Annotated in this window: 15 protein-coding genes and 1 pseudogene; 15 read left to right on the top strand and 1 reads right to left on the bottom strand. The window is 38.2% G+C overall.

What is annotated here, in order from left to right; genetic code table 11:
• From HCCG_RS10055 to HCCG_RS10065, 3 genes are all read left to right on the top strand, one after another.
• Window positions 1-312, top strand: a 312-nt coding sequence (locus HCCG_RS10055; RefSeq protein WP_230197945.1) for a hypothetical protein, incomplete at its 5' end; no start/stop codon positions are given.
• Window positions 313-420: 108 nt separating this feature from the next.
• Window positions 421-642: a hypothetical protein gene (locus HCCG_RS10060; protein ID WP_014666973.1), complete on the top strand. Its 222-nt coding sequence runs from the start codon at window positions 421-423 to the stop codon at window positions 640-642.
• The gene (locus tag HCCG_RS10065) at window positions 643-942 is read left to right on the top strand and encodes a hypothetical protein (RefSeq protein WP_002957430.1); all 300 of its coding nucleotides are present in this window, start codon (window positions 643-645) and stop codon (window positions 940-942) included.
• Between the two features lie 234 nt (window positions 943-1,176).
• Here the strand turns inward: HCCG_RS10065 and HCCG_RS10070 are convergent, their stop codons facing one another.
• On the bottom strand, window positions 1,177-2,394 hold the full coding sequence (locus HCCG_RS10070) for a ParB/RepB/Spo0J family partition protein (protein WP_002957432.1): 1,218 nt from the start codon (window positions 2,392-2,394) through the stop codon (window positions 1,177-1,179).
• Window positions 2,395-3,297: 903 nt separating this feature from the next.
• Between HCCG_RS10070 and HCCG_RS12035 the strand changes: the two are divergent.
• The 12 genes and pseudogenes from HCCG_RS12035 to HCCG_RS10125 all read left to right on the top strand — a co-directional run.
• A pseudogene (locus HCCG_RS12035) lies at window positions 3,298-3,405 on the top strand (MarC family protein); the annotation flags it as partial.
• A gap of 93 nt (window positions 3,406-3,498) precedes the next feature.
• On the top strand, window positions 3,499-5,979 hold the full coding sequence (leuS, locus tag HCCG_RS10075; protein ID WP_002957434.1) for a leucine--tRNA ligase: 2,481 nt from the start codon (window positions 3,499-3,501) through the stop codon (window positions 5,977-5,979).
• The gene (gene lptE, locus HCCG_RS10080) at window positions 5,979-6,500 is read left to right on the top strand and encodes an LPS assembly lipoprotein LptE (protein WP_002957435.1); all 522 of its coding nucleotides are present in this window, start codon (window positions 5,979-5,981) and stop codon (window positions 6,498-6,500) included. The genes leuS and lptE overlap by 1 nt, the downstream gene beginning before the upstream one ends.
• Window positions 6,490-7,548, top strand: a complete 1,059-nt coding sequence (locus HCCG_RS10085; RefSeq protein ID WP_002957436.1) for a hypothetical protein — start codon at window positions 6,490-6,492, stop codon at window positions 7,546-7,548. Before lptE ends, HCCG_RS10085 begins: the two co-directional genes overlap by 11 nt.
• On the top strand, window positions 7,549-8,772 hold the full coding sequence (locus HCCG_RS10090; protein WP_002957437.1) for a folylpolyglutamate synthase/dihydrofolate synthase family protein: 1,224 nt from the start codon (window positions 7,549-7,551) through the stop codon (window positions 8,770-8,772).
• Entirely contained in the window at window positions 8,757-9,629 is an 873-nt protein-coding gene (locus HCCG_RS10095; protein ID WP_002957438.1) for a M23 family metallopeptidase, read from the top strand. Before HCCG_RS10090 ends, HCCG_RS10095 begins: the two co-directional genes overlap by 16 nt.
• 7 nt (window positions 9,630-9,636) lie before the next feature.
• Window positions 9,637-10,536: a M23 family metallopeptidase gene (locus HCCG_RS10100; protein ID WP_002957439.1), complete on the top strand. Its 900-nt coding sequence runs from the start codon at window positions 9,637-9,639 to the stop codon at window positions 10,534-10,536.
• Window positions 10,494-10,916 carry a bactofilin family protein gene (locus HCCG_RS10105; RefSeq protein ID WP_002957440.1) on the top strand — a complete coding sequence of 141 codons (423 nt, stop codon included), beginning with the start codon at window positions 10,494-10,496 and terminating at the stop codon, window positions 10,914-10,916. The genes HCCG_RS10100 and HCCG_RS10105 overlap by 43 nt, the downstream gene beginning before the upstream one ends.
• Window positions 10,917-10,928: 12 nt before the next feature.
• On the top strand, window positions 10,929-13,946 hold the full coding sequence (gene mfd / locus HCCG_RS10110; RefSeq protein ID WP_002957441.1) for a transcription-repair coupling factor: 3,018 nt from the start codon (window positions 10,929-10,931) through the stop codon (window positions 13,944-13,946).
• A gap of 16 nt (window positions 13,947-13,962) precedes the next feature.
• The gene (locus tag HCCG_RS10115) at window positions 13,963-14,214 is read left to right on the top strand and encodes a hypothetical protein (RefSeq protein ID WP_002957442.1); all 252 of its coding nucleotides are present in this window, start codon (window positions 13,963-13,965) and stop codon (window positions 14,212-14,214) included.
• Between the two features lie 107 nt (window positions 14,215-14,321).
• Entirely contained in the window at window positions 14,322-14,516 is a 195-nt protein-coding gene (locus tag HCCG_RS10120) for a hypothetical protein (protein WP_002957444.1), read from the top strand.
• Window positions 14,517-14,589: 73 nt separating this feature from the next.
• Window positions 14,590-15,120 carry a hypothetical protein gene (locus HCCG_RS10125; protein WP_002957445.1) on the top strand — a complete coding sequence of 177 codons (531 nt, stop codon included), beginning with the start codon at window positions 14,590-14,592 and terminating at the stop codon, window positions 15,118-15,120.
• Window positions 15,121-15,122: the final 2 nt, after the last annotated feature.

The raw sequence follows: 15,122 nt of genomic DNA on the forward strand, positions 1-15,122 counted from the left end.
GGAGCGAATATGAAAAAGAAAGCATTATCCCTTCTTTTGATAGCCACTTTTGGAGTGGCATTTGGAGCTTCACAACCACAAGCTTGTGAAGATGGCATAGTTGCAACAAATGTAGAGAGAAATACAGAATATTCTCCAAGTGCTGAGGAGCTAGAAGAAGCTATCAATAACAAAAGCACGCAGGACATCATTGATAAGGTTAAAAATATGTCTGAAGAGCAGTATCAAAAGTTCCTAAATGGACTTGATTCTGTGCTTGATAAGGTTAACAACACCACAAAAGAACAAAAAACACAAGAAGAAGAGGATTAATCCTCTAATCCTCCATTCACGCCAAGTCCTAAAAAGGCTTGTGTGCTCCACTTGAAAACACAATCATATTTTAGGTATATTGTCAAAAACAAAAAAATAGGAGAATCTATGCTGAAAAAAAGCCTATTATTTGTAGGATTGTTATTTGTAAGCCCTATATTCGCAGATGATTTAGAATATGATTATGTTTCACAAAAGGTAAAGCCTGATTATATTCAGCCATTCAAGAGGTTTGAGTTTAGATTTGGCGTAGGCTATGATATAAACTTTAGCACCTATAACAACAAAAAAATCAATTATCACAATTCGGAGGTTTCAGGTCTTGATTGAGTGTTTGGCTTCCTAGTTCGCCCAACACGACATTTTAGCTTTGAGCTTGGGGCTGGTGTAGGCACACAGAGTGCTAAATTCTCTCATAATGGCAAAAAGACAGAGCCAGATCCAGTGGATTTAGCTTATGTAGAAAGCCTATTAACGCCAGAGTTTTTTGCAAAAGTTAAAGATGCGATGATGACAGGGGATTTAAGCAATGTGTGGGATTTATTTGATTGGAGCAAATTAAACTATGACTATCAGGGCAAGCCTTATGCTTCAGAAGGATTTATACAACCTTTAAATTCCCTTTTATAGCTAAATTTAATTATCACATCAATAATAATTGGACTACTTATATCGGTGGGGCTATAATAAGGGCGGATTAATTGATGATGCTAGAGTGTTTGTGGGCTTTAATTACAAATATTTTGATATGAGAGTGGGAATATTGCTTATACGAGCGAAAAATTTAAAGATGATAGATATGCTAGAATCACACAGCAAGGTGGAGCTCCTGTAAGTTTGACTATAGGAGCAGTATTTTAGGAGTTATTCCTGTTTGTTTTCATCAGAAAATAGCGTAGCTTCTTGCGTATTCTCCTGCTGTGTTTCTTGTTTTGGCTCGTCAATTTTTTTAGCTATTTCAGGTTTAATATAAAATCCTTTTTCGGCTAGAAATTCTTTTAAAAAAATATCAAATCTATTAGCAAATTCTTCTTTATTTTTTTCTATAGTTTCAGCCACAGCTTTGTTTCCAAATTGGATATTTTTACAAAAGTAAGAAACTTTTTTCTTTTTAGCTCTTGTGCTTGTGATCTGGGCGTGTTCTATAACCTTTTTTTCGCTCATTTCCCCATTTACAAAGGCATTGAATAGTTTGAGCTGAAGGGGTTTTGTCTTTTTTGATAGGGTAATAAGTAGAATCGTATTGAGTTTTGGCTCTTTTTGTGTGTCTATATGTTTTTGTATGTCTGGGTGTAGTTTTATAAGCCCGGAAATCTCCGATATGTGCGAAATAGAAATGCCAAGCTTTTCCTGTATGTCTTTGAGATAATAATGCTCTAATAGGGCATTAAATACACGAGCCATTTCCATAGGTGACAATTTCTCTCTTACAAGGTTTTCACTTATATTTTTGATTAAAAAATCCTTGTCTGTGTTTGCAATCCCATTTAAAGAGATGGGTATTGCCTTAATTTTAGTTTCTCCTAAAAGAATATGAGCCAACACTCTCCTGTGCCCATAAAGCACTTGCGCTTCGTGTCCTATACTATATATAGCGATAGGCTGTAACAAGCCATTTGCCTTAATGCTCGTTGCAAGCTCTTTGATTGAAAGATCTCGCTCAATAATTTCCCTTGCTTCTTTAGAGAAAAATCCATTCTCATATCCAGCCCTCATTTGTTTCTGGTTAGGAATTAATTTTTTTATTTCCACTTCTATAATTTCGCCATTGTGCTTTAAGTGGGAGAGATCTGGCGTGTTTTTGTCATATACTATATCCCCCTCACTTCTTTTAGGAACAGGGATTTGCAATGTTGAGCTTCTTAAATCAACACCTTTTCTTTCATCTTTCCCCAAAAGTTTTTCTAATCCACTGACATCTTTACTCTTTTGATGTTGTTTCTTATTGTCTTGTCCCTTGTTTTTCCCCATATTACCAGCAATATTTGCTGATGCAAAGTTTTTATCATTTCCGTTTGTTTTTGTTTTGCCTAAAAGCTTCTCCAACTCACTTGTGCCCTTGTTTTTATTGTCGCCATTCATCTAATACGCCCTTTCTTTTTTTTTACAAGAAAAAAGAAAGCGTATTCTAAAGAAAAAAACTTAATCACAAACTTAAATAGCGGTTTCAAATATGAAATACAACAACAGGAAAACTACCTTTCCACATATTGCTGTGGAAGTAATCCCCAGACCCCACAACTTGCGGGGAGACCCCGCACCCCCCCCCCTAAAAATATGCTTTTATTTTTTTTGAACCCACTAAAATAACCACCCTCCCTAGCCGCCGCTCATCTCTATTCCATTTCTACCTCACTTGGTCGCACTTGTGGTGCTTTTCCATAGCGTGAGTCTTCTTTTTTTCTTTGGTGTTTTTGGCAAACTAAAGCTTGTGTGTGGCGTGTGCCAAGGATACACCAAAAATCAAAAAAGGATAAATATGGAGTTTAGCTAAGAATCAAGACCGTTTGCTTCTTCTTTGACAGCTAAAAACCATTAGAGAAAAAATCTTTGATTTTGTATAATTATAGTAGAGGTTGCACTAGAGAGTTGCACCTCTCTAGTTTGCGACCTACTTTAAGCAAAGGAGGTCGGTATGGTTAAGATTTATTCAAGCTTAGCTCATTTTGCTAAGGTGAGCTAGGTAATCTTAACCACTCTCTACTTAGCATTTAATAAAGATATAAGGGAGTTAAAATGCCTGATAAAAAGATTTCTAAGAAAAAGGCTAAAAAATTAAAGGCTATTAGTGTGAGCAAAAAAAGAACATCCAGAAGCTGAAGGCACACTTGAGTTTTTCTTAGGCTGGTTGGTAATGCCTACTCTTGCACTTATTGCCATTTTCTGCGGTGTGCCTTTAATTTTGTCCTTTTTTCAAATTCTTGTCATCAAAAGAATGGAACATTCTGACTTGAGTTACTTTGAATACATGCTTAGTGTTATGCAGGGAAGCTCGTGCTGTATGTGCTTTCACGCATAGCACTTGTTTTTATTGTGGCGATGGGTGTGCAGATGATTATTATAGGCTTAAGGGGAATGGGTGTAGTAAGCTAGAGTTATTATGATGTGATTTAAGCTTTTTTTTTATAATGCGGATTTCATTTCTACAATTTACATTATAAGGTAAATCTCACAAAAGGCTAAGGTATGCAAAAAGGGTATGAAGCAAAGATAATAGAATCTAAATGGCAGGAGTTTTGGCAGGAGAATCACAGCTTTGAGCCAGATTCAATATCGCTAGATTCAAACAAGCAAAAAAAGTATATTTTGAGTATGTTTCCCTATCCAAGTGGGGCTATCCATATGGGACATGTAAGGAATTATTGCATAGGCGATGCGTTGGCAAGACACTATCGCAAGAGTGGTTACAATGTCCTGCACCCTATGGGCTGGGACGCTTTTGGTATGCCTGCGGAAAATGCCGCTATCAAGCATAAATCTCACCCAAAAACTTGGACTTATAGCAATATTGACACAATGAGAAAGGAGCTTGTAACGCTTGGACTTAGCTTTTCAAAAGAACAGGAGTTTGCGACAAGTGATCCTATCCATACGCGTTTTGAGCAGGAATTTTTCATAAAAATGTGGGAAAAAGGGCTTATATACCGCAAAGAGGCGTATTTAAACTACTGCCCAAATGATAAGACGATTTTAGCAAATGAGCAGGTGATTGAAGGGAAATGTTGGCGATGTGATACGCCTGTGGTGCAAAAGCTGATGTTTCAATACTATATAAAAATTACAGCGTATGCTGATGAGTTACTCACTGGATTAGATGAGCTAGAAGGGCATTGGCCCCAGCAAGTGCTTCATATGCAAAGAAATTGGATAGGGAAGTCAAAAGGCTTAAGCTTTAAGCTAGAGCTAGATTCTACTTTAGAATCTAGTATAAAAGACTTAGAGGTTTTTACTACGCGTCCTGATACGATTTTTGGTGTTACATATTGTGCGGTGGCACCTGAACACCCCATTGTAAAGGAGCTCATCGCTAAAAAGAAGCTTTCAAAGGAAGTGATAGAATCTATTACAGCTATTCAAAACACCGCCGCAAGAGAACGCGTTCAAAGTGAGAAAATCGGCTTTGACTTAGGGATTTACGCAATTCACCCATTGACGAAAGAAAAGATTCCTGTGTGGGTGGCAAACTTTGTGCTTATGGATTATGGCAGTGGGGCGGTGATGAGTGTGCCTATGCACGATGAGCGGGATTTTGAGTTTGCTAAGAAGTATGGTTTGCCTTTAGAATGTGTGATTGTAAAAGAGAAGCAAGATTCTAAGGCATCTCATTTTATAGAGTTTGATAGCCCAATGTGCGAAGATGGCTATTTGATAGAATCTGGCGAGTTTAGTGGCAAAAGTAGTGCGGAGGCAAGAGAGGCAATTATTGCTACATTTGAAAAAAGGCAGTTAGGCAAGGGCGTGATTAATTATCGTTTGCGTGATTGGGGCGTTTCACGGCAGAGATATTGGGGTGCGCCTATCCCTATGGTGCATTGTGAATCCTGTGGCATTGTGCCTGAAAAGATAGAGAATCTGCCTGTTATCTTGCCTGAAGATGTGGTGATTGATGGAGAGGGCAATCCGCTTGATAAGCACCCTACTTGGAAAGTTTGCAAATGTCCGCAATGTGGCAAAGAGGCTTTAAGAGAGAGTGATACGATGGATACTTTTATCCAATCAAGCTGGTATTTTTTGCGTTATACCACACCAAGGGAATTGTGGGAAAAACAAGCCTTTGATAAGGCAAGTTTGGAGTATTGGCTGAATGTTGATGAGTATATCGGCGGGATTGAACACGCCATTTTACACTTGCTGTATGCGAGATTTTTTACAAAAGTGCTGCGAGATTTGGGCTATGTGCATATCAATGAGCCTTTTAAGAATCTCCTTACTCAGGGTATGGTGCTAAAAAATGGTGCAAAAATGAGTAAGTCTAAGGGCAATGTAGTCAATCCAAATGATATTATCACGCGATATGGGGCAGATACAGCAAGGCTGTTTATACTTTTTGCTGCACCACCTATGCGTGAGTTAGAGTGGAATGATAGTGCGTTGGAGGGGGCGTTTAGATTCTTGAAGCGATTGTGGGAAAGGGCGAGTAATGCTTTAACCTGCGAGAAAAAGCCTATAATTACCCATAGTGAGCTATCAAAGCAGGAGCAATATGCTAGGGTTAAGGTGTATGGGGCATTGCAAAAAAGTAATGATATTTTTAGTAAAAAGCAAAGTGGTTATGCATTTAATACACTTATTGCTGCAAGTATGGAGGCTTTTAATGCGTTGAATGAGCAAGAAAATCCGCAGGTATGGACGGAGGGCTATTTTATTTTACTTCATATTTTAGAGCCTATTGTGCCTCATATTTGCTGGGAGCTAAGCAATAATCTTTTTGCTAGGGCAAATTTTGCTCCTATCAGTGTGGATTCTGCGGCGTTACAAAAGCAAAGTGTGTGTTATGCGGTTACCATTAATGGTAAAAAACGCGCTGAAATTGAACTTGCCTTAGGCTTAAGCAATGATGAGATACTTGCAAAGGCGAAAAAAAGTGTGGCAAAATGGCTAGAGAATGTGAGTGTGGTGAAAGAAATTATCGTGCCAAATAAACTTGTGAATCTTGTGGTGAAGTAATGCATTATCTCAAGTCGATTCTCATATTATGCGTGGGGTTGTGGGCTTGTGGCTGTGGGTATAAGCCTGTGAGCCATTATTCGCATAATATCTTTAATGATGGCGTGTATGTGGAAGTGCGTATTAATCCTTCTGTGCCTGAATCTGGCACGGGCGTAAAAGATGCGGTCAATAATGCTATCATCAAGCGTTTTCATAGTAAGCTTAAAGGCAAACAAGAGGCACAAAGCTTCCTTGATATTAATATCCAAAGTATCACACAAACGCCTATTGCATATAATCAGCAGGGCTTTGTGAGCTTTTATCGCACAAATGTTACCTTGTTGATTGAGTTTAGGAGCACTCAAGGTGTGAATTTTAGCGTTACAAACACGGGATTTTATGATTATAGTGCGGATTTTTCTTCAACCATTGTGCTTGATCAATATCGTTTGGAATCTATTGTTAATGCTACAAATCAAGCCCTTGATAAATTTATTTCACAGATAGCTTATTATGGAGAGTTTTATTATGAGAATTGAGGAGATTTCACGCAAGGCTTTGCAACGCTTGTATATATCAAAAAAGCCACCAACGCCTAGTGCGTATTTTGAGGCATTTTATGAAGTGGTGAAAAAAGAAAAGTCTTTAAAGGATTCTGTGTGGGCTAAGGATTTAGACTGGCAGGAGCAATGGCTTAAGAAGTTTGATAAGCCCTTGCAGCTTGAGCTAAAAAAGGCTCAAAGTCCTGATGAATTTATTGATATACTCTCTACAATGCTAAAAGATTCTAAAGAAACGCAGAATCTAGAGCATATAAGGGAGCTTAAGAATCTTAATCGCTTATTGCTTGGGTGTGTGAGTGATATTTTTTCTATTAATGCTAAGCAAAGATTCTCTTTTCTTTTTGGCATTGGTGGATTAAACAAAGTTGAAGGCACAAAGAAACTTGCTAATTATTGGCGGCGTTTTAGGGTATCTGGGGTGCATTCTGGTGTTTTAAGAAAGCTTGTTAGAATACTTGCCTTTATTCTTCGCACCCCAACAGAGAATGGGAAAGTTAGCAAGGAAGCTTTGGAGCTTTCTTCAGTGTTGCTTATGCACCCTGAAAATCTTGTTGATGTATATTTGCTTGAAAAGATTGAGAGACTTTTGGGGATTAAGGAGATTCAAAGTGCGTTTCTTAAAGATGAGATGGCACAAAGATGTATTGTGATTTTTAAGCTTAATCATTTGCAGTTTGTGGAGAAAAAGGCTGATTTTGATAAGGATAAGGCAATCAATAAAGCTATGGAGATTCTAAAAACAATGTGCCTTGAGGCGTTAGAAGAAGCTACACTTGTGGGGCATTATCAAAATGGCTTTGCCGTGATGATAAAAGAACAAAAAGAGCAAGTGCTTGAAAAGATTGAGCCTATTAAAGAGCGGCTTCAAACGCAGAAATTCTCTTACCAAGGGGTGCTTTTTACTTTTGGGTTTAGTGCTGAAGTGCTTGAGTATAGAGAGTTTGAGACATTAGAGCAGCTCAATAGCACCTTAAGAGACAAGTTGCATAATTCACATATTAGCATTGAATCTAAAGATTCTTAAATGCCAACTCTTAATGAAGTTTTAATAAGCAAGGGGGCGGAATACGCTCCATTTGATACAAGCAGGGCTAAAAGAATCTATGATGCTATTGCACCTATTTTTGGCTTTGAAAAGTACTTTGGCACAAAGTGTAAGGTGATACACATTATTGGCACAAATGGCAAGGGCAGCACGGGGCGATTTATCACAATGGGGTTAGAGCAGTATAAAAAAAGTGTGCTGCATTTTAGCTCTCCGCATTTGTTTAATTTTAATGAGCGATTTTTTGTAAGTCGTGGGGATTTTAGAGGGGAGATTCCACAATCAAGGCTTGAATCTATTCATCAAAAACTTTGGGCGATAGAATCTGTGCGTGAGGCGAGTTATTTTGAATACGCGACATTTTTAGCCCTTGTGCTGGGAATGGAGTATGAATATTTGGTGCTAGAAGCGGGGGTTGGTGGGGAGTTTGATTCCACTTCTGTAATTCTAGCAAATGTGAGTGTTTTTACACTCATTGGACTAGATCATCAAGAGATGCTAGGTGAAAATATAGAGCAAATTGCGAAGACAAAGCTTAAAGCGATGAGCGGACACACAATACTCGCTAGGCAAAATGATAAGGAAGTAGAAAATCTTGCTTTAGAGATTGCTTCACAAAAAGCTCTGCGGTGTGCCTTGTGGGAGGGAATGGATAGGATTCTAGGAGAGCAAAAAAAAGCTTTTTATGACTACGCAGAGCGATATAACTTGCCTATGTTTTTGCGGGAGAATCTTAGCAATGCTCTGCGTGTTTTGGCATTTTTTGGAATGAAATTTGATTTTGCAACGCTTGGTAGGCTGTCTTTACGCGGACGCTGTGAGATTCTGGCAAAAAATATTGTGCTTGATGTGGGGCATAATATTGATGGAGCTAGGGCTTTAAGGGCTTTTTTGGGTGACAAAAAGGTCAATTTGGTGTATAATAGCTACATTGAAAAGGACATTAGGGCGATTTTACGCGAACTTTTGCCAAATATTAAGAAAGTTTTAATATTATCCGTGCAGAATTCGCGAATTTGCCCAAGGCAAAGGTTGGTTAAGATTCTAGAATCTTTGCAAATCGCGTTTATGGACTTTGACATAGCTACGATGAGTGAGAGTGAAACCTATCTTATCTTTGGTTCTTTTAGCGTAGCACAGGAATTTTTACAACAATATACAATGACAACAAGACAGGGGGAAGTGCAGTGCAAGATAAATTAGTGATTTCTATTATTGATGATAATGGCTCAAAGCAATTTAGTGTGCATCGTTTGGTGCAAAAGGTTGCATTATTTACGGGCATAGGCATTGTGTCGGTGGTGATTTTGTATTTTATTTTGGCACATTTTTTAATGAGTGAGCTTGAAGTCATTTTGGCAAATAACACGAAGGTGCGTGAGAGTTTCCAAAGTATTTATGAAAAAAATAGTGAGCTAGAACGCAATATTGATTACAAAACAAGTGAGCTAATGAAAGTAAGCAGCAAGATTAATGAGCTAGAAAGCATTGTTAATATACGCAAACACAGCAATGGGATGCATAATAATAAAGATATTAACCTAGATTCTCTTTCGTCATTGCAAAAAGATATGATTTTAAAGATTATTCCTAATGGCAATCCGGTTGATGAGTTTGCAACCCAGACTTTTCCAAGCAAGGGGGCTTTAGTTTATAGTCTTGCTAAAATCTCCCCTGTGTATGCCACAGCAAATGGGATTATTGACTCTGTGCGTGTAGCGGGGAATGAAAACTATGGAATCCAGATTCGGCATTCTTACGGATTTACTTCAAACTACGGACATTTGGGCAGAGTTGTTGTGCAAAAGGGCGATTTTGTTACTAAAGGGCAGATTATAGGATATAGTGCTTCAAGTGCGAATTTATATTATGATTTGCGTTTTATTGATTCTACACTTGAGGTGGCAAAATATACAAGCTGGGATAGTGAGAATTTTGCCGCAGTAGCACTCAATAGTGCCATTGATTGGAAAAGCCTTGTGTGGGCGTTAGATGATATTATTCAGCTTAAAAATTACCGCATTAGCTACCAAAGCGAAGAAAATATTTTGACTTACTAATCATAGAATGAAAGCACAAAAAAGTCGCCTTGTTTTGATGATAACCGACCAAAATGGGTCGCGTTATTTTAATGTTAGCTCTATTTTTAAGCAAGTTGCCTTGTATGCCATTGTTTTTGTTATCACACTTATGGCTTTTGGTGTGATTTCAATTAAAACTTTTAGTGCAGAGATTAAAAAAATGGCGATTTTAAATGAAAATATCGCTAAGCGTTATAAAAAAATGCTTGCTAAAAATGAGGCTTTGAATATCAAAATAGAGCAAAGAATGGAAGAAATTACCGAAGTTGATAATCGTGTCGGGGATTTGGAGAGTATTATAGGTGTTTCTACTGAAGTGCCTGAAGGAGAACAGAATAATTTGGAGCATCGCATTGATGCGGCGTCTTTAAGCGGGACACAAAAGGCGTTTGTTATGAAATTTGTTCCAAATGGTTATCCTATGGAACATTATAATAGAATCTCCGCAGATTACGGTTATAGAGTGCATCCGCTGTTTTTTACAAGGCATTTACACACAGGCGTGGATTTTGCCACATCTATTGGCACTCCTGTGTATGCCACAGCTGATGGTGTGGTAAATGCGGCGAGTTTTTCAACCGGCGGTTATGGTTATTTGGTTAAAATAGATCATTCACTTGGGTTTATGACTTATTATGCTCATTTGAATAAAATAGTGGTGCAAAAAGGAATGTTTGTCAAACGAGGACAGCTTATCGCTTATAGTGGCAATACAGGACAAAGCACGGGTCCTCATCTTCATTATGAAATAAGGTTTTTAGGTAATGTTATTGATCCTAAAAACTTTATGGAATGGAAGATGAGTAACTTTGATTCAATTTTTGAAAAAGAAAGGAGTGTAGCATGGCAATCTTTGTTAGCGACAATAAACAGCTTGATGGAGTAAGTTCTAGTGGTGGTGGAGGCGCGACTATTATCGCTCAAGGCACAAGGATTAAGGGAGAAATTAATACAGATTGCCGTTTGCATATTGATGGTGAGTTTGAGGGGAATATCCACGCTAAAGATGTGGTAATGGTTGGCAAAAGTGGTGTAGTGCGTGGTGATGTGCGGGCTAACTCTTTGATTGTAAGCGGACGATTTATCGGTAATGTAACTGCTAATGTGCTTGAGATTAAGCCTCAAGGACGCGTTGAAGGTAGCGTTGAGGTGGCTGAATTTATCATTGAACGCAAAGGTGTGTTTATGGGTGAGAGTAAGGCAAAAGACCCTAAAGCTTCAAAGGCTGACATTTCATCATTAGAGCTCCCTAAAAAAGATAAATAGCAAGGGGAGAAGTTGATACAATCTTGCCTGTATAGACTTCTTCATCAAGGGCAATTTGCTTATGAGATTCTATTAACAAAGGATTATAAGGAAGCTCAAAGTGCCTTAGAGCTTTTTAGATTTAATGGAGAAATTACGCCTTTTATCTTGCCGGAGATGCGTTTTGTCTATGGCGATGGTTTAAGTGCGTTTAGGGAAGAATTTTTAGAATCTTTAAGCGTATTGCGACTTTTTTATGCGGCAAAATCGCCAAAGATTCTCATCTCTCCCATCTCTAGTGTATTGTATGCCTTGCCAAAGGCAGAGATTTTGCAGAGCTTTGAGCTTAAGCAATCCGCAATCTATAAAATGCCTGAGCTACAAAAACGGCTCTTAGAATATGGCTATGAGTGCGTTGAGGTTGTGGAGCTAGAAGGGGAGGTGAGCTTTAGAGGCGATATTATTGATATTTTTATGCCCCATTGTGAATCTCCTTATCGCATTGTGTTTTTTGATGATGAGATTGAAAGTATCCGCGAGTTTGATATTCATACGCAGTTAAGTAACCCAAATGAGATAAATAGCCTTGAGATTACACCTGCCCTTTTTTGCTTAAATGAAAAGCAAAATAAGGATATACAAGAGAATGTTGCCCAAAGCACATTTGATGGTTTTCATAAGGATATTGCTTCATTTGGATTCTGGTTTTTAAATGAAAATGCACATTTTTTGCCTTTAAATTTTAAAACAATTCTATCTCCTGAATCTTTGCAAGAAGCACAAGAGAGCTACTCGCTTAACACAATGGAGCAAGCAATAAGCTTTGAATCTTTACAGCAACTGCCTATCTTAGAATCACAGCAAGGCTATGATGATATTGTATTCTTACCCCAAAATCTTCCTTCAATGCTGCAAACCCACACTAAAAGGCAAATCACAATCATCACGCACAATGATATTAAACTCAAAGCCTTTGATGTAGATATAAAAAGTTTTGAAAATGTCAAAATTAAGCATTCAACTGCGGTAGTCAATCTCATCACGCCAAGTGAGCTGATTGTATCGCTTAATACTTTCACACCAAAAACCAAGCACAAAAAGCCCACATTAAAGCTTAATGAAATCTCGCAAGGTGAATATGTCGTGCATAATGACTATGGTGTGGGGATTTTTCAGGGGATAAAACAAGCTCAAGTAGCCGGTGTGGTAAGAGATTTTATTGAAATAGCCTATCAGGGCGAGGATAAGCTTTTACTGCCGGTTGAAAATCTCAATATGATTGATAGATATGTGGCAGATTCAGGACAGATACCAATGCTAGATAGGCTAGGCAAGGGGAGCTTTGCTAAATTAAAGCAAAAGGTAAGAACAAAACTACTAGAAATTGCCAATGGCATTATTGAGCTTGCGGCAAAACGCAACCTTTTGCAAGGGGTAAAAATTGATACAGATAATCCTAAGCTTTTACATTTTCAAAGCACTTGTGGATTTACCCTTACAAAAGACCAAGAGCGGAGTATCAAAGAGATTTATGCGGATTTAAGCTCTGGTAAAGTGATGGATAGGCTTTTAAGCGGTGATGTGGGCTTTGGCAAGACAGAAGTAGCGATAAATGCCATATATGCTACTATTTTATCAGGCTTTCAAGCGATGATGATTGTGCCTACAACGCTTTTATCTGCACAGCATTTTCATTCCTTACAAATGCGTTTAGCCCCACATAATATCCGCATAGCAAGGTGCGATAGATTCTTAAAAGCAAATGAGAAAAAAAAACTTTTTGAATCTTTGGAAAAAGGCGAGATACAAGTCGTTGTCGGCACACACGCATTACTTGGAGCGAGATTTAAGAATCTTGGGCTAATTGTGGTTGATGAAGAGCATAAATTTGGTGTTAAGCAAAAAGAAAAGATTAAAGAGCTATGTGCCAATACGCATTTGCTTAGTATGAGTGCTACGCCTATCCCTAGAACGCTCAATATGGCACTCTCACAGATTAAGTCTCTTAGCTCTTTGCAGACTCCCCCTATGGCTAGAATCCCTGTTAGGACTTTTATCAAAACGAGTAATAATGCGTTGCTAAAAGAGATTATTTTGCGGGAGATAAGACGCGGTGGGCAGGTGTTTTATATCCATAATAACATCGCAAGTATTGAAAAAAGAGCAAAAGAGTTGCAACAGATTCTTCCGCAGATTAAAATTGCTATTTTGCATTCACAAGTGGAGAATGCTAAGAGTGAGCAGATTATGCTTGATTTTGCTAATAATGCTTATAATGTGCTGCTTTGCACGAGCATTGTAGAATCTGGCATTCATCTGCCTAATGCTAATACCATTATCATTGCTAGGGCGGATAGATTTGGCATAGCGGATTTACATCAGCTACGCGGACGTGTGGGGCGTGGGGATAAACAAGGCTTTTGTTACTTTTTGCTAGAGGATATGGAACAAATTACGCCTGAAGCTAAAAAGCGTTTGAGTGCATTAGAGAAAAATTCCTATCTTGGCAGTGGGGAAAATCTCGCCTATTATGATTTAGAAATTCGCGGTGGTGGGAATCTGCTAGGAGAGGCACAAAGCGGACATATTAAAAATATCGGCTATGGGCTGTATTTGCGTATGTTAGAAGAATGTATTAATTATCTTAGCGGCAAGGGGAATATTACACAAGCACAATGTGATTTAAAATTGAGTTTAAATGCCTATCTTAACCCTAGCTTAATCGCAAGTGATACTCTGCGTTTGGAGCTGTATCGCCGCCTTTCACTTTGTGAAAATCTACAAGAAGCCAGTGAGATAGAATCTGAAATTTTTGATAGATTTGGGAAGCTTGATGATGTGAGTTTGGCGTTTATTGAGCTTATACGCATTAAGGTGTTAGCAAATGCGTTAGGCTTAAAGCAGATTATGCACTATGGGCAGAATATTACCTTTACTTTTATGGATAGCACAAAGCAGAGTATCCAAGCACCAAGCAAGGATTGGGACGATGTGCTTATGAGTATTATGAATTTTTTGCGTGAGAAGCTAAAAAGCAAAACAATGGGGTAAAAATGGAGGTAAAAAAATGGCGTGTAGATTCTGTGATAGGCTAAAAAGGCTCAAAAAAATTGATGTGTTACTTATCATTTTTATTTGCGTATTTATGTATGTGGTTAATCAAATTCAAATGAAGCAGTATAGAGAACAAAAAGCCATAGAAAAGGCAAAAGAAGAGCAAAGGGCAAAAGAGCATTTAGAGCAATATGAGCATTTGCAGAGACAATGTTTGTTTAAAAGCGATAAAAAGGCGTGTGAAGCACTTAAGGCTTATGAGTAGGGATATGATGGCGTGTTGTGATTTTGTGGGCTTTGAGTTGGCGTAAAATTGTGATGTGTGGCTAGAAAATAAAGCAAGATTCTAAAAAAAAAGGGGGGGGGGGAATTATGAGAAAGCTTGTCTTATGCGGAATGCTGATTGTAGGCTATGTGTTTGCCGATGAGCAAGAATTTGAATCTTGGCATTTTGGAGATTCTATTACAAGTGAATCTAGACAGGAAGCCAAGCTAGAATCTAAGAGAAATCTCAATGGGAATCTGCACAAAAATCTTACAAAGCATTTGAATGGCGTTTGGCTCTAGGCTATAATGTGAATTTTAACACTTATAGCAACAAAAAATAAATTACAATACTTCAGAAGTCTCTGGGCTTGATTTGACACTTGGTTTTTTGCTGCGTCCTATGCAGTATGTGAGCCTTGAGCTTGGGGCTGGGATAGGCACGCAAAGTGTGAAATTCTCCCATAATGGCAAGGCAAATCACATTGATTCGGCTGATTTGGCGTATGTGGAGAGCATTTTGAAGCCGGAGTTTGTTGAGAAGGTTAAAGATGCAATGCTAAGTGGGGATTTAAGCAATGTATGGAATCTCTTTGATTGGAGTAAGCTCAATTATGACTATCAAACAAAGGGGTATTTTGCAGAGGGCTTTACGGGTGTGAAGTTTCCATTTTTTGGGCGAGTAAAATATCATATCAATAATGATTGGATAGCCTTGGGTGGGGTGTATAATAAGGGTGGATTGATTGATGATGCACGAGTGTTTGTGGGATTTAATTATAAATATTTTGATATGAGAGTAGGCTATATCGCCTATACAAGCACGAGATTTCAAGATGACAAACACGCTAGAATCACACTGCAAGGCGGAGCACCTATAAGCCTCAGCATAGGAGCTGTGTTTTAAAA

The organism is Helicobacter cinaedi CCUG 18818 = ATCC BAA-847 (assembly GCF_000155475.1).
GTDB lineage: Bacteria > Campylobacterota > Campylobacteria > Campylobacterales > Helicobacteraceae > Helicobacter_C > Helicobacter_C cinaedi.